Source organism: Bradyrhizobium genosp. L (assembly GCF_015624485.1).
Lineage (GTDB): Bacteria > Pseudomonadota > Alphaproteobacteria > Rhizobiales > Xanthobacteraceae > Bradyrhizobium.
The window spans coordinates 2264977-2288922 of the sequence record NZ_CP061378.1 but is presented as its reverse complement, the minus strand read 5'-3'; the positions used below and the strand labels follow the sequence as shown (position 1 = coordinate 2288922).

The window sequence follows — 23946 nt, the reverse complement described above, 5'->3', positions numbered from 1 at the left end:
TCAAGCCCGGGACGACGCTGAGTGTGTTGCGCGACCGTGAAAGACGGTGCCGCTACCTCAAACGTTGAGGTTCATCCACACCGCCTTGGGCTCGGTGAAGTTGTCGATCGCGGCGGTGCCGTGTTCGCGGCCGAGGCCGGAGTCGCGTTCGCCGCCCCAGGGCAGCCGCACGTCGGTGTAGCCATAGGTGTTGATCCACACCGTGCCGGCGCGGGCCTTCTTCGCGAACCGCTGCACACGGCCGATGTCGGCGCTCCAGACGCCGGCGGCGAGGCTGTAGGCGGTGCCGTTGGCGATGCGCAGCGCATCGGCCTCGTCCTTGAACTTGATCACGCTGACGACGGGACCGAAAATCTCCTCCTGCGAGATCCGCATCTCGTGCGCGACATTGGCGAACACCGTAGGCCTGATGAAATAGCCGCGGTCGCCGACGCGTTCGCCGCCGGTCGCAAGCTGCGCACCCTCGCCTCTGCCGATCTCGACGTAATCGAGGATCGAGCGCATCTGCTTCTCGGAGATGACGGGACCGAGCGCGGTGGCGCGATCCGCGGGATCGCCGATCCGCAAGGCCTCGGCGCGGGCGACCAGCCGCTCGACCACCTCGTCATAGGCCTTCTCCTGCACCAGCACCCGCGAGCCCGCGGAGCAGACCTGGCCGGCGTTGAAGAAGATGCCGGCGGCCGCGGCCTTGGACGCGGCTTCGAGATTGGCGTCGTCGAAGATCACGTTGGCGGACTTGCCGCCGAGTTCGAGCGAGACGCGTTTGAAGTTACCGGCGGCGCCCTTCATGATGCCGCGGCCGACGCCGGGCGAACCGGTGAAGGTGACCTTGTCGACATCGGGATGGTTGACCAGCGCATCGCCGACGACGCGGCCGGGGCCGGTGACGATGTTGAGCACGCCCTCGGGCAATCCCGCCTCCAGCGCGAGCTCGGCGATCCGCAGCGCCGACAGCGAGGTCAGCTCGGCCGGCTTCATCACCACGGTGCAGCCGCAGGCCAGCGCCGGCGCGAGCTTCCACATGCCGATCATCAGCGGGAAATTCCACGGCACGATCGCGGCGACGACGCCGACCGGCTCGCGCACCGTATAGGTCAACGCGTCGTCGCGCGCCGAGACCACCTCGCCGCTGATCTTGTCGGCCCAGCCGGCGTAATAGATCAGGGTATCGATGGCTGCCGGAAAATCCTGGCGCAGCACCGCCGCGATCGGCTTGCCGGCATCGTGGCTCTCGAGCGCTGCGATCTCGTCTGTGTGCTGCTTCAGCAGCTCGGCCCATTTCAACAGGATGTGGCCACGCTCGGCGGCGCGCATGGTGCGCCATGGCCCTTCGAAGGCGCGGCGGGCAGCGGCGACGGCGCGGTCGACATCGGCCTCATTGCCTTCGGCGATCGTCGCGATCACCTGCTCGGTGGCCGGGTTGAAGGATTTGAAGGTTTTTCCGGACAGCGAGCGGACGCGGGCGCCGTCGATCAGCAGCAATTCGTTCCGCACGGCATGGCGGGCATCGTGTTCATAGTCATATGCAACTGACATCATATTTCCTCCCAGTGTTACCTTCAACGTAGGAGGCTTTGACCAGCAGTAAATATGATATCTTGTGCCTATTGGTATACCAGGATATGAATTCAACTTCATAACTGGGATGCCACGATGCTGCAGATCGAGATCGAAACCGTCTGGCGCTTTCGCAAGGAGAACTCGCCACACACCGTGGTCGTGATGCTCGGCATCCTCAACGAGATCCGGAAAACCGGGAAGATCACCAGCGCCGCCAGCGACGCGCATCTGTCCTATCGCCATGTCTGGAACCTGATCGAGCAATGGTCCGATTTCTTCGGCGTGCCGCTGGTCGAGACGCAGCGCGGCAAGGGCTCGAAGCTGACGCCGTTCGGCGAGAAGCTGGTGTGGGCCGGCGAGCGCATGCAGGCGCGGCTCGGGTTGCAGCTGGAAAACCTCGCGCAGGAACTGGTGACCGAGATCAAGCCGTTCCTGGAACAGCGGCCGCAGGTGATCCGCGTGCATGCCAGCCATGGCTTCGCCGTGTCGAAATTGCGCGAGTTCCTGGATCGCGAGAGCGGCATGGGCGTCGACCTGCGTTATGTCTCGAACCAGAATTCGCTGGTCTCGCTGGCGCAGGGCGCCTGCGATCTCTCCGGCGTGCATCTGCCGCACGGCGAATTGCGGGCGCAGGGCATCAAGGCCTGCCGCGAATGGCTCGACCCGCGCGAGGACCGCGTGATCAATTTCGTCACCCGCGAGATGGGCCTGATGGTGAAGCGCGGCAACCCGCTGAAAATCACCACCCTGAAGGACCTGGTGGACAGCAAGGCCCGCTTCGTCCACCGCGATCACGATTCCGGCACGCGGCTGCTGTTCGACCAATTGCTGGCGCTGCACCGGATTCCGCAAGGCAAGATCAACGGCGCCCAGCACATGGAATTCACCCACGCCGCGGTCGCCGCCTATGTCGCGAGCGGCATGGCGGATGCGAGTTTCGGCGTCGAGGCGGCGGCGCGGCAGTTCGGGCTCGATTTCATCCGCCTGCTCACGGAAGATTACTTCTTCGTGTGCAAGCGCGCCTTCCTGGAGACCGAGCCGATGCAGCGCGTGCTCGACATCATCAAGAGCGGCGCGTTTCACAAGGCGGTGGGCGCCCTGCCCGGCTACGTGGCCTCCAGCACCGGCGCCGTCAGCGGGGTGAAGGAATTTTTGGAGAAGATGCATTCGGACCGCTGATCTGTGGCGATCCACATCGTCGTCCCGGCGAAGGCCGGGACCCATTACCACAGGGTCGCGTTGTGGAGGCGCGATGCGGCCTCAGCACGGCAAACAACACGCAGTTGTGGTTATGGGTCCCGGGTCAAGCCCGGGACGACGGCGGAGCTTTTGGCGCGGCCCCTGACCGCAACTAATGGCTGATCATCCAGGGCCTTGCCGTCGGAAAGCCGACCGCGCCGCTCGCGGTCTTTGTCACCAGCCGCCCCGGCTTCTTTTTCTTCCCCGTCGTCGCGCAGCAGCCGCAGCCGGGGCCGTGCGCGGCCTTGTACTGGTCGAGCGTCTTCGGCGCGTGGCGGCTCTGCTCGTTGGTGGCGTGGGCCTTGCGCTTGTCCGCGGGCATGCAGAAGAACGCCGGCGCGGTCAGGATGACGCGTGGCGCGCTTTCTTCGCAGTGTGGACAGTCCTGCGGCAGGTCGCACTCGGCCATCGGACGCATGTCGGTGAACGGGCCGCAGTCGTTGCAGAGATATTCATAGATCGGCATCTTGGTATCCTTGCGCGATGCTTGCGTGAAATTTCCGGCGATGGATGCGGGGCGGCCAATACGCAGCCGTCCCGCATCCTTCGCGCCGGGATCACTTGTCGGGCGAGATCGGCATCTGGATGTCGCCCTTGATGTGCTTGATCGGCCCCGCCGACGACGGCATCACGTCGAAGTCGAAGATCTCGGTCGGCAGCCACAGCGTGGCGCAGGCGTTGGGCACGTCGACCACGCCGGAGATGTGGCCCTGGCACGGCGCGGTGCCGAGGATCGAATAAGCCTGCGCGCCGGAGTAGCCGAACTTCTTCAGATATTCGATCGCGTTCAGGCAGGCCTGGCGATAGGCGATGTGGACGTCGAGGTAGTGCTGCTTGCCGGCCTCGTCGACCGAGATGCCTTCGAAGATCAGGTAGTCCTTGTAGTTCGGCGTAATCGGCGACGGCTTGAACACGGGATTCTTGATGCCGTATTTCGACACGCCGTCCTTGATGATGTCGACCTTGATGTGCAGCCAGCCGGCCATTTCGATGGCGCCGCAGAAGGTGATCTCGCCGTCGCCCTGGCTGAAATGCAGGTCGCCCATCGAGAGCCCTCCACCCGGCACATAGACCGGGAAGTAGATCTTCGAGCCGCGCGACAGATCCTTGATGTCGCAATTGCCGCCATGCTCGCGCGGCGGCACGGTGCGGGCACCTTCGAGACCGATCTTGGCCTTGACGTCGCCCTTGGCCTGGCCGGCATGCGCGGTCGGCGCGAACGGCGGATTGGCGAGACCCGGCACCCGGGTCGGATTGGTCGCGATCAGCTCGGCTTCGCGCGCGTTCCAGGCCGCGAGCATCTTGGCATCGGGGAGGCAGCCGATCAGGCCGGGATGGATCAGGCCCGCGAAGTTGACGCCGGGGATATGGCGCGACGAGGTGTAGAGGCCCTTGATGTCCCAGATCGACTTCTGCGCCAGCGGGAAGTGGTCGGTGAGGAAACCGCCGCCGTTCTGCTTGGAGAAGAAGCCGTTGAAGCCCCACAGGCTCTCCTTCAGCGGGCCGACGTCAAGCAGATCGACAACCAGGAGATCGCCGGGCTCGGCGCCCTTGACGCCGATCGGACCGGACAGGAAATGCACGATCGAGAGGTCGATGTCGCGCACGTCGTCGGCCGAGTCGTTGTTCTTGATGAAGCCGCCGGTCCAGTCGACGGTCTCGATGATGAAGTCGTCGCCCGGGCTGACCCATTCGACGATCGGAACCTCGGGATGCCATCGGTTGTGGATCTTGTCGTTTTCATAGGCCGACTTGCTGAGATCGACCTTGATCAGTGTATCAGGCATCGAGATGCTCCCCTTTCTACGCGTGGTTGGTTAGACAGACAGATATTTCGAGATCTGCGCGGCATCGACGCTGTCGCGCGGATCGTCGCGGACGATCTCGCCGTTCTCGATCACGAGCACGCGGTCGGCGATGTCGAGCGCAAAGCTCAGCACCTGCTCGGAGACCACGATCGACAGGCCGCGCTCGTCGCGAATCCGCTTCAGCGTGCGCGCCATGTCCTTGATGATCGAGGGCTGGATGCCTTCGGTCGGCTCATCCAGCAGCAGCACCTTCGGCTTGGTCGCGAGCGCACGCGCGATCGCGAGCTGCTGCTGCTGCCCGCCGGAGAGATTGCCGCCGCGGCGGCCCTTCATCTCCAGCAGCACCGGGAAAAGCTCGTAGATATCGCCGGGCACTTCCGAGCCGCCGGACACCACAAGCCCGGTCTCGATGTTCTCCTTCACCGTCATGGTAGAGAAGATCATGCGGCCCTGCGGTACATAAGCGAGACCTTTCGCCACCCGCTCGTAGCTCTTCATCGCGCCGAGCTCGGCGCCGTCCATGGTCACCGAGCCACTTTTCGCGGGCAGGATGCCCATCAGCGACTTCATCAGCGTGGTCTTGCCCATGCCGTTGCGGCCCATGATCGCGACGATCTCGTTGGCCGCGACATTGACGTTGAGGCCGTGCAGCACCTCGCTCTGGCCGTAAGCGACGTGAAGATCAGAGATTGCCAGCATGATCGCTTCCTGAGTCCGTGTGACCTTGATGGGGTCGCGCTTTCTTGAATTCCCTTCTCCCCTTGTGGGAGAAGGTGGCGCGGACGAAGTCCGCGACGGATGAGGGGTACCTGTCCACAGGCGCGGCAGGCGATTTGACGCGCGGAGAGAGACCCCTCACCCGGATCGCATCTGACGATGCGATCCGACCTCTCCCACAAGGGGAGAGGTGCAGCGAGTTTGTGGCTCGGTTGACGCACCTCATCATCAATGGCCCAGATAGACTTCGATCACTTTCGGATCGTTCTTGACGTGCTCCATCGTCCCCTCCGACAGGATCTGGCCCTGATGCAGCACGGTGACCTTGTGGGCGATGTCCTCGACGAACTTCATGTCGTGCTCGATCACCAAGACCGAGCGGTCCTTGATGATGCGATTGAGCAGTTCGGCGGTCTTGGCACGCTCGGACACGCTCATGCCGGCAACGGGCTCGTCGAGCATCAGCAGGTCCGGATCCTGGATCAACAGCATGCCGATCTCGAGCCATTGCTTCTGGCCATGGCTGAGCTGGTCGGCATAGGTATTGAGGCGATCCTTCAGGAAGATCATCTCGGCGACCTCTTCGACCCGCTGCTTCACCGCATCGTCGCGCTGGAAGGTCAGCGAGCCGAATACGGTGCGGCCGCGCGGATAGGAGATTTCGAGGTTCTCGAACACGGTGAGATCCTCGAACACCGACGGCGTCTGGAACTTGCGGCCGACGCCGGCCTGCACGATCTCGTTCTCGCGGAGCCTGGTCAGCTCCTGGCCGCGGAACTGGATCGAGCCCGAGGTGGCGCGGGTCTTGCCGCAGATCAGATCGAGCACCGTGGTCTTTCCGGCGCCGTTCGGGCCGATGATGACGCGGATCTCGTTCTCCTCGACATAGAAGGAGAGATCGTTGACCGCCTTGAAGCCGTCAAACGAGACGGTGAGGCCAGAGACGGCGAGCAGGAAGTCCTTGGGCTGATGACCGACGAGCATGATGATCCCTCCTCACTCGGCCGGTGCGCCGTCGGCGACATAGCCGTTGCCCGATTTCGGCTTGCGCGACGCCAATAGTCGATCGATGCGCGGCTGGACGTGGTCGGCCCAGATCCCGGACAGGCCGTTCGGGAACGCCAGCACCACCGCGATGAACAGCGCGCCGAGGCCGAACAGCCAGAGTTGCGGGAAGGATTCCGAGAGCGATGTCTTGGCGAAGTTCACGAGCAGCGAGCCCCATACCGCGCCGAAGATCGACATCCGGCCGCCGAGCGCCGTGTAGATCACCATCTCGATCGACGGCACGATGCCGACAAAGGACGGCGACATGAAGCCGACCTCGAGCGTGAACATGGCGCCGCCGATCGCGGCGAACACCGCCGCGGCGCAGAACGCGAAAATCTTGAAGTTGGCGACGCTGTAACCGGAGAAGCGCACGCGGTCCTCCTGCTCCCTCATCGCCACCAGGATGCGCCCGAGTTTCGTCAGGCGGATGAACTGCGCGGCGACGATGCAGCCGAACAGTAGGACCACTTCGACGAAGTACAGGATGAACTTGGCGTGATCGGTGCGGATATCCCAGCCGTGCAAGGTGCGGAGATCGGTGATCCCATTGATGCCGCCGGTGTAACCCTGCTGCCCCACGATCAGGATGGTGAGGATCGCCGCAATCGCCTGGGTGATGATCGCGAAGTAGACGCCGCCGACCCGGCGCTTGAACATCGCGGCGCCGATGATGAAGGAGAACAGCGCCGGCACCAGCAGGATCGCGAGGATCGTCAGTGGAAAGCTGTGAAACGGCTTCCAGAACAGTGGCACTTGCGTGATCTGGTTCCAGTCCATGAAGTCGGGGATCCCCGGCGTCGACTGGATCTTGGTGTTGGCGACGCTGGATGCCTCGAGCTTGAGATACATCGCCATGCAGTAGCCGCCGAGGCCGAAGAACACGCCCTGCCCGAGGCTCAGGATGCCGCCATAGCCCCAGCACAGCACGAGCCCGATGCCGACGAAGGCGTAGGTCAGATATTTGGCGACCAGATTGAGGCGGAAGATATCCAGCGACAGCGGCAGGATGACGAACAGCAGGGCTGCGAGCGCGAGGAAGCCGATCAGTTCGGAGCGATTGAAGAAGCGCGAGTTGATGACCATGATTTTTGTCGCCTGCCTGTTCTTATTTGCGGACCTTGAGCGCGAACAGCCCCTGCGGCCGCACCATCAGGATCCCGACGATCGTGAGCAGCGTGATCACCTTGGCCATCGAGCCCGACAGGAAGAACTCCAGGGTCGACTGGGTCTGCGAGATCGAGAAGGCGGAGGCGATGGTGCCGAGCAGCGAGGCGGCGCCGCCGAACACGACGACCAGGAAGGTGTCGACGATGTAGAGCTGGCCCGCGGTCGGCCCGGTCGAGCCGATCATGGTGAAGGCACTTCCGGCGATGCCGGCGATGCCGCAGCCGAGGCCGAACGTGTAGCAGTCGACCTTCTCGGTGTTGATGCCGACGGCGCCCGCCATCACGCGGTTCTGCACCACGGCGCGGACCTGCTTGCCCCATTTCGACCAGAACAGCACATAGGCGACCGCGATCGTGATCAGGATGGTCAGCGCCATCACGAACATGCCGTTGATCGGAATCTGGATTGAATCCGTCGCCTGCCAGGAACCCATCATCCAGTCGGGCAGCTCGACGCCGACCTCGCGTGCGCCGAAGATCGAGCGATAGGCCTGCTGCAGGATCAGGCTGAGGCCCCAGGTCGCCAGCAGCGTATCGAGCGGGCGCTTGTAGAGATGGCGGATCAGCGCCCACTCGACCAGCATGCCGAGCGCGCCGGAGGCGATGAACGCCAGGATCATCGCGATGAAGAAATAGCCGGGAAACAGCGAGGGTGCGTAATGCTGCACCGTGGTCGAGGTCATCCAGGTGACGTAGGCGCCGAGGATCATGAACTCGCCATGGGCCATGTTGATGACGCCCATCTGGCCGAAGATGATGGCAAGTCCGAGCGCCATCAGCACGTAGACGGAGAACAGGATGAGCCCGGCAAATCCCTGCATCGCAAGGATGGCGCCGAGATCGCTGAGCGAATAGTCGCCGAACATTGTGGTCCTCCGTCATTCCAGGGAGCATGCGCCGCGGCGATGCCGCGACGCCGGATCGTGGGCGTGGACAGGGACGTCCACGCCGCGATGCGTTGAGAGGAGCGCGGCTTAGCCGCGCAGTCTCACTGGTAACCCTTGGGGAACGGATCCGGCTCGACCAGGTCGGCGGTCTCGTAGATCAGCTCGTACTGGCCGTCGGCCTTGGCGCGGCCGACGCGGGTCTTCGACCACAGATGATGGTTCTCGTGGATCCGCACATAGCCTTCCGGCGCGCCCTTGAACTCGACGCCGGGCGAGGCCGCCGCGATCTTGTCGATGTCGAAGGAGCCCGCCTTCTCCGCGGTCAACTTCCACAGCCACGGGCCGAGATAGGCAGCCTGGGTGACGTCGCCGATCACGGTCTTCTCGCCCCACATCTTCTTGAAGGCGGGCACGAAGGCCTTGTTGTTCGGGTTGTCGAGCGACTGGAAGTACTTCATGCAGGCATAGGCGCCCGCGATGTTCTCGCCGCCGATGCCGTCGATCTCGTCCTCGGTGACCGAGATCGTCAGCAGCGTCTGCTTCGACAAATCGATGCCGGCCGCCTTGAGCTGCTTGTAAAAGGCGACGTTGGAGCCGCCGACGATGATCGCGTAGATCACGTCGGGCTTGGTCAGCTTGATCTTGTTGATGACCGAATTGAACTGGGTCGAGCCGAGCGGGAAGTACTCTTCGCCGACCACCTTGCAGCCTTGCAGATGGCCTTCGATGTGCTTGCGCGCGATCTTGTTCGAGGTGCGCGGCCAGATGTAGTCGGAGCCGAGCAGATAGAAGCTCTTGGCGCCTTTGGTCTTGTTGACCCAATCGAGGCCGGCGATGATCTGCTGGGTCGCCTCCTGGCCGGTGTAGATCACGTTCTTGGACTGCTCGAGGCCTTCGTAGAAGGTCGGGTAGTACAGCATGCCGTTGTACTGCTCGAACACCGGCAGCACCGCCTTGCGCGAGGCCGAGGTCCAGCAGCCCATCACGGCGGCGCACTTGTCGTTGACCAAGAGCTTCTTGGCCTTTTCCGCGAAGGTCGGCCAGTCGCTGGCGCCGTCTTCCTGGATGAACTTGATCTTGCGGCCGAGCACGCCGCCGGCGGCGTTGATCTGCTCGATCGCGAGCTTCTCGGCCTCCACCGATCCGGTCTCGGAGATCGCCATGGTGCCGGTGACGGAGTGGAGGATGCCGACGGTGACTTCGCTATCAGTGACTGCAAGGCCCGTCGTGTTGACCGCGGAGGTTGCGGGAACGTCCGCAAAGGAGGGGCGCGGCAACATTGAAATAGCCGGCAACGCGGCCATTCCCATCAGGAGCTTGCGGCGGAGCGGAGACTTGAGGCCTGGTTTCGGTTCGTCTGACATGAGCACCCCATCTGGTTCGAGAACGCTTACGGATGAGGCGAGGATTGCTCAGTTTTGTGCAGCGCACTGATACGTGAGATCGCGTATACTGCACCGCAAAATAGCGACGTAGATTTTGGTACAGGATTTGCCCGCGACAGCATCAGGCATCGCGGACCAGGAGTTCAAACGAGTGGCAGGGCGGCAGCGGATAGACCGCGTCAGGCGCCAGTACAATCAGTGGGTCGCCAACCAGACGCTGGAAGACTACGCGCTGCGCTTCACCGCCAAGAGCGCGCGGCGCTGGTCCGCCGCCCGCGTCGCCAATACCGCGCTCGGCGCGATCTCGTTCCTGGCGCTGGAGGCGATCGGCGGCACCATCACGCTGAACTACGGCGCCGTGAACGCTTCCGCCGCGATCCTGGTCGTCAGCGTCATCATCTTCCTGTGCGGACTGCCGATCGCCTACCACGCCGCGAAATGCGGCATCGACATCGATCTCCTGACCCGCGGCGCCGGCTTCGGCTATATCGGCTCGACCATCACCTCGCTGATCTACGCCTCCTTCACCTTCATCTTCTTCGCGATCGAGGCCGTGATCCTGGCGAGCGCGCTCGACATGTGCTTCGGGATTCCGCGCCCGATCGGCTATCTGATCAGCGCGGTCGTGATCATCCCGCTGGTGATCTACGGCATCACGCTGATCAGCCGCTTCCAGCTCTGGACCCAGCCGCTGTGGATCATCCTCCACATCATGCCGTTCGCGGCGATCGCCTGGGCCAATCCACACTCCTTTTCTGAGTGGCGCAAATTCGCCGGCGATCACGGCGACACCACCGGCCATCTCGACCTCCTGCTGTTCGGCACTGCGGCCTCCGTGGTGTTTGCGCTGGTGGCGCAGATCGGCGAGCAGGTCGACTTCCTGCGCTTCCTGCCGCGCGACCGCCGCACCTCGCGCAAGGCGTGGTGGATCGCCCTGCTCGGCGCCGGGCCCGGCTGGATCGTGCTCGGCGCGCTGAAACTGCTCGCGGGCTCGTTCCTCGCCTTCTTCGCGCTCAGCCACGGCGTCTCGCCGGAGCATGCCGCCGAGCCCGCCAGCATGTATCTCGAGGCGTTTCGCTACGTGCTGTCTCAGCCTGAACTCGCGCTGTCGCTGACCGGCACTTTCGTCATCCTGTCGCAGGTCAAGATCAACGTCACCAACGCCTATGCCGGCTCGATCGCCTGGTCGAACTTCTTCTCGCGTCTCACCCACTCGCATCCGGGCCGCGTGGTGTGGCTGGTGTTCAACGTCGTCGTCGCGCTGCTGTTGATGGAGATCGGGGTCTACAAGGCGCTGGAGCAGACGCTCGCGCTCTATTCCAACGTCGCGATCGCCTGGGTCGGTGCGCTGGTCGCCGACCTCGTCATCAACAAGCCGCTGGGCTTGCGGCCGCAACATATCGAGTTCAAGCGCGCGCATCTCTACGACATCAACCCGGTCGGCGTTGGCGCGATGACGATCGCCACCATCGTATCGATCAGCGCGTTCTATGGCCTGTTCGGCCCGACCGCGAAGGCGCTGTCGGCGTTCGTCGCGCTCGCGGTCGCCTTCATCACGGCACCGCTGATCGCGTGGGCGACCGACGGCAAATACTACATCGCGCGCAAGCCGAAGCGGAGCTGGCAGAACCTCGAGCAGATCCAGTGCTGTATCTGCGAGCATTCGTTCGAACCGGAGGACATGGCCTCCTGCCCGGCCTATGCCGGCCCGATCTGCTCGCTGTGCTGCTCGCTGGACGCACGCTGCCACGATCTCTGCAAGCCGCATGCGCGGGTCGGCGCACAGGTGTCGGACGCGCTGGGCAAAGTATTGCCGCAGCCGATCTACGCCCGCATCAACTCCCAGCTTGGGCATTATCTCGGCGTGTTCGTGGTCTCGGCCGGCCTCGTCGGGCTGGTGCTCGGCTTGATCTATCTGCAGACGTCGACCACCACGCACGCCGGTCCATGGCTGAGTGCCGTGCTGCTGAAGGTGTTCTTTGCGCTGACCCTGATCATCGGGGTGGTCGCGTGGCTGTTCGTGCTGGCGCAGCAGAGCCGGCGCGCGGCGGAGCAGGAAACACGGCGGCAGACCACGCTGCTGATCCAGGAGATCGACGCCCACAAGCGCACCGACGCCGCGCTCCAGCGCGCAAAAGAAGTCGCGGAATCCGCCAACCTCGCCAAGAGCCGCTATGTCGTCGGCCTCAGCCACGAGCTGCGCTCGCCGCTGAACGCGATCTCCGGCTATGCGCAATTGCTGGAGCAGGACAACAGCCTGCCGACACGGCCGCGCGATCAGGTCCGCGTGGTCCGCCGCAGCGCCGATCATCTGTCCGGGCTGATCGACGGCATCCTAGATATCTCCAAGATCGAGGCCGGACGCCTGTATTTGTCACGCGACGAGGTGCGGCTGAACGATTTCCTCGATCAGCTGGTCGGCATGTTCCGCCTGCAGGCGGCAGCCAAAGGCATCGACTTCGTGTTCAAGCGGCCGCCGGTGCTGCCGGTCGTGGTCTATGCCGACGAGAAGCGGCTGCGGCAGATCCTGATCAATCTGCTCTCCAACGCGATCAAGTTCACGCAGGCCGGATGCGTGCAATTCGTGGTGCATTACCGCAGCCCGGTCGCCGAGTTCGAGGTGATCGACACCGGACCGGGCATCCAGCCCGACGATCTCGAACGCATCTTCGCGCCCTTCGAGCGCGGCGCGCTCGGCGTCACGCAGCCACAGACCGGCACCGGCCTCGGCCTCACCATCAGCCGCCTGCTCGCGGGCGTGATGGGCGGCGACATCAAGGTGACCTCGACCGTCGGGACCGGCTCGACATTCCGCGTCAAGCTGCTGCTGTCGGAAGTGACCAACCCGCGCCGCGATGCGCCGGTCGACGCTCCGGTCTACGGCTATCACGGCCCGCGCAAGACCATTCTGATCACCGACGACGACCCGACCCATCGTGATCTCTTGCGCGAGGTGCTGGCGCCGCTCGGCTTCATCCTGCTCAGCGCACCCGACGGCCCCGGCTGCCTGGCGCTGGCGCAGCACTGCCGGCCCGATCTGTTCCTGCTCGACATCTCCATGGCCGGCATGGACGGCTGGACCGTCGCCGAGACCCTGCGCTCGGCCGGGCATCACCAGGCGCGCATCCTGATGATCTCGGCGAGCGCGCTGGAAGCCCATGGCGCGCCGCTGGCGCAGCCGTTCCATGACGGCTATCTCATGAAGCCGATCGATATCCCGCGGCTCCTGGAAACCATCCGGCAGCTGCTGAAGATCGAATGGCAATACGAAGCGGATCAGACGCCATTGCCGCCATGGAAACCGGATGCCGCCTCGCGCCCGCCGGTGAAACATGTCGAGGAGCTGATCGCGCTCGGCCAGCTCGGCTATGTCAGGGCGATCCAGCTCAAGCTCGACGAGATCGGAAACGAGCTGCCGGAGCAGGCCGAATTCGTCGCCGAGATGCGGGCCCTGATCGACCGCTTCGATCTCGACCAGTACATGGCGACGCTGAAGACATTGCACAGCTATGACCATTGACCCCAAGAAACGCGACGTCGCGCTTGTCGTCGACGACTCTCCCGAGACGCTGCGGCTTCTGACCGACGCTCTCGACGGCGCCGGCATGACCGTCATGGTCGCGCTCGACGGCGCGTCGGCGATGCGGATCGTCGAGCAGATCACGCCCGACATCGTGCTGCTCGACGCCGTGATGCCCGGCATCGACGGCTTCGAGACCTGCCGGCGGCTGAAGCGCGACGCCGGGCTCGACGGCGTGCCGATCATCTTCATGACCGGGCTCGCCGAGACCGAGCACATCGTGCGCGGACTGGAGGCCGGCGGCGTCGACTATGTTACCAAGCCGATCGTGGTTGAGGAGATGCTGGCGCGCATCCGCGTCCACCTTGCCAACGCCCGGATGACGCAGAGCGCGCGCGCCGCGCTCGACGTCTCCGGCCGCTATCTGCTGGCCGTCAACAGCACCGGCAAGCTGCTATGGGCGACGCCGCAGGCGCAGCGCCTGCTCTCGGAGACGCTGGCGGACGCCGACGACGATTTCGTGCTGCCCGATCCGATGCCGCAATGGCTCGACCAGGCGCAGAAGGGCAAGGCGGCGGCGAAGACCGCGACCATGGCGTCGTTTCCCGGCAACGAGCAGTTGCGCCTGCAGTATATGGGCAAGCTCGGCCCCAACGAATTCCTGCTACGGCTCGCCAAGGACACCTCCGGCGACATGCCCGCCGAATTCTCCAGCGAGCTCGGCCTCACCACCCGCGAGGGCGAGGTGCTGTCCTGGCTTTCCAAGGGCAAGACCAACCGCGACATCGCGCAGATCCTGGGCTTGAGCCCACGCACCGTCGACAAGCATCTGGAGCAGATCTATTCCAAGCTCGGCGTCGAGAACCGCACCGCCGCCGCGGCGATCGCGGTGAATGCGAAGAACCGGAAGGGATGAAGCCTAATTGCCTCCCCTCCACTGTCATCGCCCGGCTTGACCGGGCGACCCAGTATTCCAGAGACCTGCATTTGATACGAGAAGCCGCGGCGTACTGGATCCCCGCTTTCGCGGGGATGACACGCGAGGATCAACGGCCGCTATCGATCCAGCCCGCCGATATCAGCCACCAGCACCGAGCCCGTTACCGACTCCGTGATGTAAAGCCGGTCGCGCTTGTCGCCGCCGATCGCGACATTGGTGCAGCTCTGCCCGGCGCAGGACTCGATCCGCGCGATGCATTCGCCGTTCGGCGCGAACACGAAGACATGGCCGAGCGAGGCGTGCGCCACGAACAGCCGCCCCGCACTGTCCATCGTCATGCCGTCGGGCCCGCTCGGTCCAAACAGCGAGCAGAAACGTCCGACCTTGGAGACGCTGCCGTCCTTCATCAAGGGCATACGCCAGACCGCGTTGTCACGGGTCATCGCGACGAACAGCACCTTCTCGTGCGGATCGAGCACCAGGCCGTTCGGGCTGATGCCGGTGTCGATCAGGCAGTCGAGCTGGCCGCTCGCGCGCAACCGGTAGACCCGGCCGGTCGGATCGTGCAGGCCGGTCTGGCCCTGGTCGGTGAAATAGATGTCGCCATTGGATGCAATATGCAGATCGTTGCAGCCGCGGAACGATTCCGAATTGCGCGAGCGCAGCACCGGCGTGACCTTGCCGGACCCCGCATCGAGCTCCATGAGCCCGTGCCGGTAGTCGGCGATCAGGATGCGGCCCCTGGCGTCGATCTTCAGCCCGTTCGGCCAGCCGTCATATTCTGCGGCCAGCGACCAGGACTTGTCGAGCGCGATCCTGAAGATGCGGCCGAACGGAATGTCGACGATATAGAGATTGCCCGCTGAATCGAACGACGGGCCTTCGATGAAGCAATCCGTCACTGCGCCGGGTCGGTTGGCATCGGCCCATTCGCTCGCCACCTTGCGGCGGAATTCGGCTGGCATGGCGGAGAAGAGTTCGGTCGGGATCAGTTGGGGCGGTGCTTCCAGATACATCATTTTGTTGGTTCACCCGTTGGCGGAGCGGGGTGGACCATAATAGCTTCCCTCCATCATTGCGAGCCGTCGGGTCGCAATGGCGTGGAACGCGCTCAGTTCGCCGCAGCCAGCGCCGGCTCGGCAGCATCGGCCGGCACCTGCGCGATCAGCCGCTTCATCTCGGGAATGCAGGAGCCGCAATTGGTACCGGCCTTGAGCTTCGCGCCGATCTCGGCCGGCGACCGCGCACCTGCCGCGATTGCGTTGCAGATCGTGTCGCGGCCGACACCGAAGCAGGCGCAGACGATGGGACCCGTGCTCGCCACGCCGTCCGCCGCCTTGCCCGACAGCAGCATACGGCGCTGGCTGTCATCGAGTGCATCCGATGCGAACAGATTCTTCACCACGTTCCAGTCGCCGGCATCGCCCGCGGGACCGATGAAAAGGCACGCCGCGATACGGTCCTCCGCGAAGGCCGCGGCGCGATAGACGCCGCCGCCGAAATCATTGTACTCGGCAACCTCATCGCCGACGGCTCGGTGCATCCATGCCTGCCAGCTCTTCAAGTCGGCATTGTCGGCGAACAGATAGCCGTAGCCGCCGGTGACCGCGACGCGTGCGACCCAGGCATGCTCCGGCAATTCGAGCGGTGTGCGCGACAGCACGAAGCCGCGGAACACGTATTCATAGGGCGCGATCGCAGCCGGCGTCGCCTTGGTTTCGGGTTGGCCCGAGAACGGATCGGTGAACGGCGCGACCAGCGCGCCGACACGCGCGCCGGTCGCGGTCGCCGCGCTCCAGTGGATCGGCGCGAACAGCATGCCGCGCTGCTGGCGCTCGCTGATGACGACGCGCAGCGTGCACTGGCCATAGTCCGTGGTGATGCGCGCGAAGCCGCCGTCGGCGACGCCGTATTTCAACGCGTCGTCGGGATGCACCTCGACGAACGGCTCGGGCAGATGCGCGCCCAGCCGCGGGCTCATGCCGGTGCGCGTCATGGTGTGCCACTGGTCGCGGATGCGGCCGGTATTGAGCCGCAGCGGCCGCGCCGGATTGGTCTCGCTGCGCAGCGCCGGAATCTCGGGTGCGACGAAGCGCGCCTTGCGGTCGGCGGCGTAGAAGCCGCCCTCGGCGAAGAAGCGCTCTTGCGGCTGCGCGTTCAGCCGCAACGGCCATTGCACCGGGGCCATTGCATCGAAGCCGTCGTCGGAGACCGCTTTCAATCCGCCGATGTCGAAATCGCGCGCGCCATTATTCTCGAACGCCGAGAGCGCGGCATGCTCGCGGAAGATATCCGCGGCCGACTGATAAGCGAACGCCGCGCCGAAGCCGAGCCGCTTGGCGACCTCGCTCAATATCCACCAGTCGGGCTTGGCTTCCCCGGCCCCGGGCAGGAAGGCGCGCTGCCGCGAGATCCGCCGCTCGGAATTGGTCACGGTGCCCGATTTCTCGCCCCAGGCGTGCGCCGGCAGCAGCACATGCGGCCCCGCCGCGACGGTGTCGTTGGCGAGCACATTCTCGGAGACGACGAACAGATCGAGCTTCTTCAGTGCCTCGCGCACGGCGTCTGCGTCCGGCAACGACACCACCGGATTGGTGCCCATCACCCACAGCGCCTTGATCTCGCCACGGCCGATCGCCTCGAACATCTGCACCGCCTTCAACCCTTCATGGGTCGCGATCCGCGGCGCCTTCCAGAACCGCCTGACGCGGTCGATGTCGGGCGGCGTGAAGCCCATATGGGCAGCAAGCTGGTTGGCGAGGCCGCCGACCTCGCGGCCGCCCATCGCGTTGGGCTGGCCGGTCAGCGAGAAAGGCGAGGCACCGACCTTGCCGATCCGCCCCGTGGCCAGATGGCAGTTGACGATGGCGTTGACCTTGTCGGTGCCCTGTGCCGATTGATTGACGCCCTGCGAATACAGGGTAACCACGCGCGGTGTTGCCGCGAACATCTTGAAGAACGCCGCGACATCCTGCTCGGTGAGGCCGGTCGCGAGCGCGGTCGCAGCGACGCTGCTGGCCATGCCGCGCGCCCGCGCCAGCACGTCGTCGAAGCCGGAAGTGTACCGTTCGATGTAATCCCGATCGAGCGCGCCGTTGTCGGCGAGGTGGACCAAGAGGCCGTTGAACAGCGCGCTGTCGGTGCCGGGCCTCACGCCGAGGAAGAGATCAGCGTCCTCTGCCGTGTCGGTGCGGCGCGGATCGATCACGACGAAGCGGGCGCCGCGCTTTTGCTTGTTGGCCAGCATGCGCTGGAACAGCACCGGATGGCACCACGCCGCATTGGAGCCGACGAACACCAGCAAGTCCGCCTCGTCGAGATCCTCGTAGCAGCCGGGCACGGTGTCGGCGCCGAAGGCGCGGCGATGGCCGGCGACCGAGGAGGCCATGCACAGCCGCGAATTGGTATCGACATTGGCGCTGCCGACAAATCCCTTCATCAGCTTGTTGGCGACGTAATAATCCTCGGTCAGAAGCTGGCCGGAGAGATAGAACGCCACCGCGCCGGGACCGTCGCGCGCGATGATGTGCTGGAAGCGGTGCGCGACATGATCGAGCGCATCGCTCCAGTCGACCCGCTGCATCGCCTCGCCGCAGCGGATCATCGGATGCAGCAGCCGGTCGCTCACTCCCAACGTCTCGCCGAGCGCCGAGCCCTTGGAGCACAGCCGGCCGAAATTGGCGGGATGCTCGGGATCGCCGGAGATCGCGGCACCACCCTGCCCATCCGGCGTCGCCAGCACGCCGCAGCCGACGCCGCAATAAGCGCAGGTGGTTCTGACGGCGCGGAGGGCGGGATCGACGGCGGTCATGTCACGCCGCCTCCGCGAGCGCGCGGCCGAAGATCATGTCGGCACGGATCGATGCAATCGGGCGCCGCGTGCGGATCAGATCGAGATACCAGAGTGCGTCGGAGGTATTGCCGATCAGCACCGCCCCAGTCAGCCGCCCCTCGGCAATGACGAGCTTCTTGTAGGTGCCGTGGCCGACGTCGCGCAGGACCAGGCTTTCGCTGCCGTCGGCGCCGAGGAAATCGCCGGCCGAGAACACGCCGACACCGGACACCTTCAGATTGGTGGCGACGACGCTGCCGGTGTAGACCGCATCGGCGCCGGCGAGATGCCTCGCCAGCACACGCGCCTGCTCGTAGGCCGGCTCGACCAGGCCGTAACAGGTGCCGCGGTGCTCGGCGCATTCGCCGATCGCGAACACGTCTGCGCCGCCGGCCTGCAAATGGTCGTCGACCACGATGCCGCGGTTGATCGGGATGCCGGCTTCGCGCGCCAGCGCCGTGTTCGGCCGGATGCCGGCGGCAAAGATCACGGCATCGGCCGCGATCTGCCGGCCGTCCGTGAGCTCGACGCCACTCACCCGACGCTCGCCGTGGATGCGCGCGGTCGACGCCTCGAGCAAGATCTCGATGCCCTTGCGCTCGACCAGCGATTTCAGCAGCGCCGCCGCCGGCGCGTCGAGCTGACGCTCCATCAGGCGGTCCATCAGATGCAACAGCATTACGGTCGCGCCGGCCTTGGCGAGGCCATAGGCGGCCTCGAGCCCGAGCAGGCCGCCGCCGACCACGACGACGCGCTTCTTCTGCGCGGCAAGCGTCAGCAGGAGGTCGACGTCGCGGGTGTCGCGAAAGGTATGGACGCCGGCGAGATCGGCGCCCGGCACGTTGAGCCGCAGCGCCGACGATCCAACCGCCAGCACCAGTTTCGAGAAGCCGACGCTCTCCTCGTTGGCGATCTTGACCTCGTGGCGGCCGACGTCGATCTCGGTCGCCATGCAATTGTATTTCAGCGTGACGCCGCGCTCGCGCCACCAGGTGGCCGGTTTCAGCTCGATTTCATGCGACCCGGTCTCGCCGGCGAGCACCGAGGACAGCAGCACGCGGTTGTAAGCGAGCCGCGGCTCGTCGCCGATCACGGCGATGGCATAGCGGCCGAGCGCGACCTTCGACAATTCGTCGACCAGGCGCGCGGCCGCCATGCCATTGCCAATGATGACCAGTGGTTCGCTCACTCAAAACGCTCCTATTCGGCCGCCTGCGCGCTGCCATAGGCTTCGGAAATCATGTAGCCGGACAGCGTGCCATAGGCGGCGGTCCAGGCGGCGGCGACCTCGGGAGTCCAGGCTTCGCCGAGCCCCTTCTCCAGCGTCCACAGCAGCGTGCTGCCGACGACCGGATAATGCTCGGGCTTGGCGCCATATCCGACATGGCGCTTCGCCAGCGCGCGTGCCGCCGGAAGCACCGACGACAGATTGCCCAGTCCGTTGACGACGACCGCGAGCGTCGCCATCAGCTTCTTGCGTTGCTCGGCCATGTCGGCGGGAAACATCGCCTTCACGCCGGGCGCGACCTCGAACAGGCGGTCATAGAACAGCACCGCCGCCTGCTCCGAGATCGGCGCGACCTTGGCAAAAGACTCCTGCACGAGCGTCACTTGGTCGGGTGTCATCACGTCCTCCTGCGGTTTGCCGCTCCTCTCCCGACCAGCGGGGAGAGGAGAACGGTATTGGTGGCGTGGCGTCGCGCCGGCGTCAGATCCGCGCTTCGGCGAGGGTCGAGACGCTCGACGAGGCAGAGCTGCGGCGCAGGTAGTGCCACCACGTCAGGGCCAGGCAGACCGCGTAGAACGCCAGGTAGATTTCCAGCGCGAGCTGCGGGCCGCCGGTCACGGCGATCGACTTGCCGAATCCGCTCGGGATCAGGTAACCGCCGCAGGCGCCGATCGCGCCGATGAAGCCGAGCGCAGCACCGCTCTCGATGCTCGCCGTCTTCAGCGCCATTGCCCTGCCGGCATCGCCCTTGCCTTTTGCTTTCTGCAGATTCTCCTCGCGGAAGATCGACGGGATCATCCGATAGGTGGAGCCGTTGCCGATGCCCGTGGTGACGAACAGGATCAGGAACATCGCCAGGAAGCCGGTGAAATCCTTGGTTCCGACGAAGTAGAGAACGCCGATCGTCGCCGCGCCCATGGCGATGAAGTTCCAGAACGTGATGATCGCGCCGCCGATCTTGTCGGCCAGCAGACCGCCGAGCGGGCGCGACAGCGAGCCCACCAGCGGTCCGAGGAACGCGATGGCAATCGTGACCGCCGGAAACTGCGTCTTGATCAGCAGCGGAAACGCCGCCGAGTAGCCGATGAAGGAGCCGAACGTCCCGATATAGATGAAAGCCATGATCCAGGTGTGCTTACGACCGACGATCGCGAGCTGGTTCTTGAACGAGGATTTCGCCGAGGTCAGGTTGTTCATGAAGTAGACGGCGCCGAACACCGCGATGCAGATCGGCAGCACCCACATCAGGCCGGCGTTTTGCAGATAGACGCCCGACACCGGCGTCGCCTGATAGAGATTGATCAGACCGATGCCCATCAGGATCGGCGTGAGCAGCTGCACGCTGCTGACGCCGATATTGCCGCCGGCCGCGTTGAGGCCGAGCGCCCAGCCCTTCATGCGGTCCGGGTAGAAGAACGAGATGTTGGTCATGCTCGAGGCGAAATTGCCGCCGCCGAGGCCGGCGGTGGACGCGGCCAGCAGCATCAGCCAGAACGGCGTGTCGGGCTGGCTGACGAAATAGGCCAGGCCGAAGGTCGGGATGAACAGCACCGACGCGCTGAAGATCGTCCAGTTGCGGCCGCCGAACATCGTCACCGCGAAGGTGTAGGGAAAGCGCATCAGCGCGCCGATCAGCCCGGGAATGGCGACCAGCTGGAACAACTCGTCCGTGGTGTAGTGGAAACCGGCCGCCGGCAATTTCGTCGCGACGATGCTCCAGATCAGCCAGACGGAGAACCCGATATGCTCAGCCACGATCGACCAGATCAGATTGCGCCGGGCGATCAGCTTGCCCTTGGAATTCCAGAACACCTCGTCCTCGGGATTCCACTCGGAAATCCAGGTCGGGTTCTCCTTGCTCATTACAAATTCCTTTCGGGCTGCGATCGCGAGGAGCCACGGAGGCGCACTCCAGGGAGGCCCCGGCTTGGCAGCGTCAAAGTTCGGATGATTGGTTTGCGAAGGACGGCGTCGATGGCGTCAGCTTGAACAATTCAAGCTTCGTGCCAAATCGCACATCACGAAAAGTACAAGCAAATACAGCTATATAGACCGATAGCGCGATTCCTTGGGCGCCTCGCGCACCGCATCGAAAAATGGCGATTCGCTCATTCGTTGTGCGACGCACAAACTGTAATCATGCCGCTCATGAATTGAGCAAGGCAATGGCGCGAGGCGCAGCAACGCGCGCCACGCGCCATCAGCAGTCGACGCCGTTGGCGCGATCAGGCGTGCTCGGGGACCTTGGTCCCGAGCGGTGCCGGCGCCAACCCGCCGCCGGGCTTGACGTGGAATTCGTAGGTCATCAGGTGCCAGGGACCGTCGGCCGGCTTGCCGTCCGGCATCACCGGATCGGAGCGCCTCTCCACCTTGGCGATCAATTCGTCCTTCACGCCGAACACGACATCGGAGTCGATATACTTGTCGCCCTCGATGAAGACGTGGGTGATCAGCGGCTCATGGCCCTTGGCGTTAACCAGGAAGTGCACATGCGCCGGGCGCATCGGATGACGGTTGGTTTGCGTGATCATCTGACCGACCGGGCCGTCGGTCGGGATCGGATAGCTGCATGGCAGGATGGTGCGGAAATAGAAGCGGCCGTCGGCATCGGTGATGAAGCGTGCACGCGACGAGGCGCCCTCGGTGGCGAAATTCGCCTTCTGGGAGTCGTAGAAGCCTGCGTCATCCGCGTGCCAGATATCGACCGGCACGCCGGCGAGCGGCCTGCCCTTGAGGTCGGTGACGCGGCTCTGCACGAACATGCGCTCGCCCGCCAGGTTTGCCGAGACGTCGGTGCCGTGCGGCGTCACCTTGTGCTCGCCGACGTAGAACGGGCCGAGCACGGTGGTCTCGGTGGCGCCGTCGCGATCCCTGTGGTTGACGGCATCGACCAGCATCGACACGCCGAGCACGTCGGAGAGCAGGATGAACTCCTGGCGGATGTCGGTGCACTTCTGCCCGGTGCGGGTGAGGAAATCGATCGCGTAGTCCCATTCCTCGAAGGTGAGGTCGGTCTTGCGCACATAATCGTGCAGCGACTTCACCAGCTCCTGCAGCAGGAATTTGGCCCGCGGATTCGGCGTCTCCTCGAAGCTCTTGATGACGGCGGCGGTGAGCTCGGTGTCGTTGAACTGGGTCATCTCGGCGTTTCCCTTGAGCTCCCGTGGAGCGCGATTGCAGGCACGAGCGTACACCACAAGCGCAGTGCCGGTAAGCGGCGGCGGATTGGTGCGGAGCACACTTTTCGGCTATCAAGACCCCCTCGCCAAGCCGGAGGATATCAGATGTTAGCCCCCACCCCCGCCTCGCCCGAATCCGCGGGCATGTCGACCGCAGCGCTCAACCGCCTCGAAGCGCATCTGAAGAGCCGCTATATCGATGCCGGCCGCTTTCCCGGGACGCAGCTGCTGATCTATCGCCGCGGCAAGATCGTCCATTCCGCAGTGCAGGGCTTTGCCGATCTCGAGCGCAAGGTGCCGGTCAAGGACGACACCATCTTCCGCATCTATTCGATGACCAAGCCGATCACCTCGGTCGCCTTCATGATGCTGGTCGAGGAAGGCCGCGTCGCGATCGACGAGCCGGTCGCAAAATACATCCCGGAATGGAAAAATCTCGGCGTGTTCGCCGCCGGCACCGCGCCGGCCTTCCTGACCCGCCCACCGACCCGGCCGATGCTGATCGTAGACCTGCTGCGCCACACCTCGGGCCTCACTTACGGCTTCCAGCAGCGCTCCAACGTGGACGCGGCCTATCGCGAGAAGAAGATCGGCGAAGTCATCAAGGCCGGCACGCTCGACGGCATGATCGAGGACCTGGCGAAGATTCCGCTGGAGTTCTCGCCGGGCGAGGCCTGGAACTACTCGGTCGCCACCGACGTGCTCGGCTATCTCGTCGGCAAGATTTCGGGCATGCCGTTCGAGCAGTTCTTGAAGGAGCGCATCTTCAAGCCGCTCGGCATGAACGACACCGATTTCTTCGTGCCGGCGGACAAGGCGCATCGGTTTGCCGCCTGCTATTCGGCCGATCCGCAAGGCGGCTTCAACCCGCTGGCCACCGACCGTAAGGGCACGCTGACCTTGCAGGACGATCCGACGACCAGTTCGTTCCTGTCACCGCCCTCGCTGGTCTCGGGCGGCGGCGGGCTGTGTTCGACCGCGGGTGACTACCTCACCTTCTGCCGTGCGCTGATCAATGGCGGCGAGCTCGGCGGAGTGAGGCTGCTCGGCCCGAAGACGCTGAAGCTGATGACCTCGAACCACCTGCCCGGCGGCGTCGACCTGCCTGCGATGTCACGCTCGTTGTTCAGCGAAGCCGCCTACAACGGCATCGGCTTCGGCCTCGGCTTCGCCGTCACCATGTACCCATCGCAGACGCTGATCGCCGGCAGCCCGGGCGAGTTCAACTGGGGGGGTGCTGCGACCACCTCGTTCTTCATCGATCCCGCCGAGGAGCTGATCACGATCTTCATGACCCAGGTGCTGCCGTCGAGCGCCTATCCGCTGCGGCGCGAGTTGCGGACCATGGTCTACGCGGCGATCACTGAGAGCAACCTCTGACGCGATGCCATTCCGCGGCGCAACCAGGGCGCCGCGGAACCTGGCCCGGATCGGC

18 protein-coding genes are annotated in these 23946 nt (G+C 64.6%); 4 read left to right on the top strand and 14 right to left on the bottom strand.

Going from position 1 to position 23946, the window contains the following annotated elements; genetic code table 11:
• Positions 1–57 precede the first annotated feature (57 nt).
• Positions 58–1536, bottom strand: a complete 1479-nt coding sequence (locus tag IC762_RS10590) for an aldehyde dehydrogenase family protein (RefSeq protein WP_195788740.1) — start codon at positions 1534–1536, stop codon at positions 58–60.
• Positions 1537–1653: 117 nt separating this feature from the next.
• Here IC762_RS10590 and IC762_RS10585 point away from each other — a divergent pair, with 117 nt between their 5' ends.
• Positions 1654–2739 (top strand): substrate-binding domain-containing protein, encoded by a 1086-nt coding sequence (locus IC762_RS10585; RefSeq protein WP_195788739.1) that lies wholly within the window; start codon positions 1654–1656, stop codon positions 2737–2739.
• A gap of 172 nt (positions 2740–2911) precedes the next feature.
• Here the strand turns inward: IC762_RS10585 and IC762_RS10580 are convergent, their stop codons facing one another.
• From IC762_RS10580 to urtA, 7 genes are all read right to left on the bottom strand, one after another.
• Positions 2912–3265, bottom strand: a complete 354-nt coding sequence (locus tag IC762_RS10580; RefSeq protein WP_195788738.1) for an FmdB family zinc ribbon protein — start codon at positions 3263–3265, stop codon at positions 2912–2914.
• A gap of 91 nt (positions 3266–3356) precedes the next feature.
• Positions 3357–4586, bottom strand: coding sequence for a formamidase (gene fmdA / locus IC762_RS10575; RefSeq protein ID WP_195788737.1), 1230 nt, complete (start codon positions 4584–4586; stop codon positions 3357–3359).
• A 30-nt stretch (positions 4587–4616) separates the two neighbouring features.
• On the bottom strand, positions 4617–5306 hold the full coding sequence (urtE, locus tag IC762_RS10570; RefSeq protein WP_195788736.1) for an urea ABC transporter ATP-binding subunit UrtE: 690 nt from the start codon (positions 5304–5306) through the stop codon (positions 4617–4619).
• Between the two features lie 246 nt (positions 5307–5552).
• A complete protein-coding gene (gene urtD, locus IC762_RS10565) occupies positions 5553–6308 on the bottom strand; it encodes an urea ABC transporter ATP-binding protein UrtD (RefSeq protein ID WP_063695194.1) in 756 nt (251 codons plus the stop codon).
• Positions 6309–6320: 12 nt separating this feature from the next.
• On the bottom strand, positions 6321–7457 hold the full coding sequence (gene urtC, locus IC762_RS10560; protein WP_195788735.1) for an urea ABC transporter permease subunit UrtC: 1137 nt from the start codon (positions 7455–7457) through the stop codon (positions 6321–6323).
• 22 nt (positions 7458–7479) lie between these two features.
• Positions 7480–8406, bottom strand: coding sequence for an urea ABC transporter permease subunit UrtB (gene urtB / locus IC762_RS10555; RefSeq protein WP_195788734.1), 927 nt, complete (start codon positions 8404–8406; stop codon positions 7480–7482).
• A 122-nt stretch (positions 8407–8528) separates the two neighbouring features.
• Complete coding sequence (urtA, locus tag IC762_RS10550) at positions 8529–9791, bottom strand: urea ABC transporter substrate-binding protein (protein WP_195788733.1); 1263 nt, start codon at positions 9789–9791, stop codon at positions 8529–8531.
• Between the two features lie 172 nt (positions 9792–9963).
• Between urtA and IC762_RS10545 the strand changes: the two genes are divergently transcribed.
• The gene (locus tag IC762_RS10545) at positions 9964–13332 is read left to right on the top strand and encodes a hybrid sensor histidine kinase/response regulator (RefSeq protein ID WP_195788732.1); all 3369 of its coding nucleotides are present in this window, start codon (positions 9964–9966) and stop codon (positions 13330–13332) included.
• Complete coding sequence (locus IC762_RS10540; protein ID WP_195788731.1) at positions 13322–14248, top strand: response regulator transcription factor; 927 nt, start codon at positions 13322–13324, stop codon at positions 14246–14248. The genes IC762_RS10545 and IC762_RS10540 overlap by 11 nt, the downstream gene beginning before the upstream one ends.
• A 140-nt stretch (positions 14249–14388) precedes the next feature.
• On the opposite strand, the gene IC762_RS10535 is transcribed toward IC762_RS10540, so the two are convergent.
• The 6 genes from IC762_RS10535 to IC762_RS10510 all read right to left on the bottom strand — a co-directional run bounded on the left by IC762_RS10535 (position 14389) and on the right by IC762_RS10510 (position 22472).
• Complete coding sequence (locus IC762_RS10535) at positions 14389–15291, bottom strand: SMP-30/gluconolactonase/LRE family protein (protein ID WP_195788730.1); 903 nt, start codon at positions 15289–15291, stop codon at positions 14389–14391.
• Positions 15292–15383: 92 nt separating this feature from the next.
• Positions 15384–18083, bottom strand: a complete 2700-nt coding sequence (locus IC762_RS10530) for a nitrate reductase (protein WP_195788729.1) — start codon at positions 18081–18083, stop codon at positions 15384–15386.
• Position 18084: 1 nt separating this feature from the next.
• A complete protein-coding gene (locus tag IC762_RS10525) occupies positions 18085–19293 on the bottom strand; it encodes an NAD(P)/FAD-dependent oxidoreductase (protein ID WP_195788728.1) in 1209 nt (402 codons plus the stop codon).
• Between the two features lie 11 nt (positions 19294–19304).
• Positions 19305–19730 carry a globin family protein gene (locus tag IC762_RS10520; RefSeq protein WP_195788727.1) on the bottom strand — a complete coding sequence of 142 codons (426 nt, stop codon included), beginning with the start codon at positions 19728–19730 and terminating at the stop codon, positions 19305–19307.
• Between the two features lie 82 nt (positions 19731–19812).
• Complete coding sequence (locus tag IC762_RS10515; protein WP_195788726.1) at positions 19813–21195, bottom strand: MFS transporter; 1383 nt, start codon at positions 21193–21195, stop codon at positions 19813–19815.
• Positions 21196–21557: 362 nt separating this feature from the next.
• Positions 21558–22472 (bottom strand): intradiol ring-cleavage dioxygenase, encoded by a 915-nt coding sequence (locus IC762_RS10510; protein ID WP_195788725.1) that lies wholly within the window; start codon positions 22470–22472, stop codon positions 21558–21560.
• Between the two features lie 144 nt (positions 22473–22616).
• On the opposite strand from IC762_RS10510, the gene IC762_RS10505 reads away from it, so the two are divergent.
• Positions 22617–23891 carry a serine hydrolase domain-containing protein gene (locus tag IC762_RS10505; protein ID WP_195788724.1) on the top strand — a complete coding sequence of 425 codons (1275 nt, stop codon included), beginning with the start codon at positions 22617–22619 and terminating at the stop codon, positions 23889–23891.
• Positions 23892–23946 lie beyond the last annotated feature (55 nt).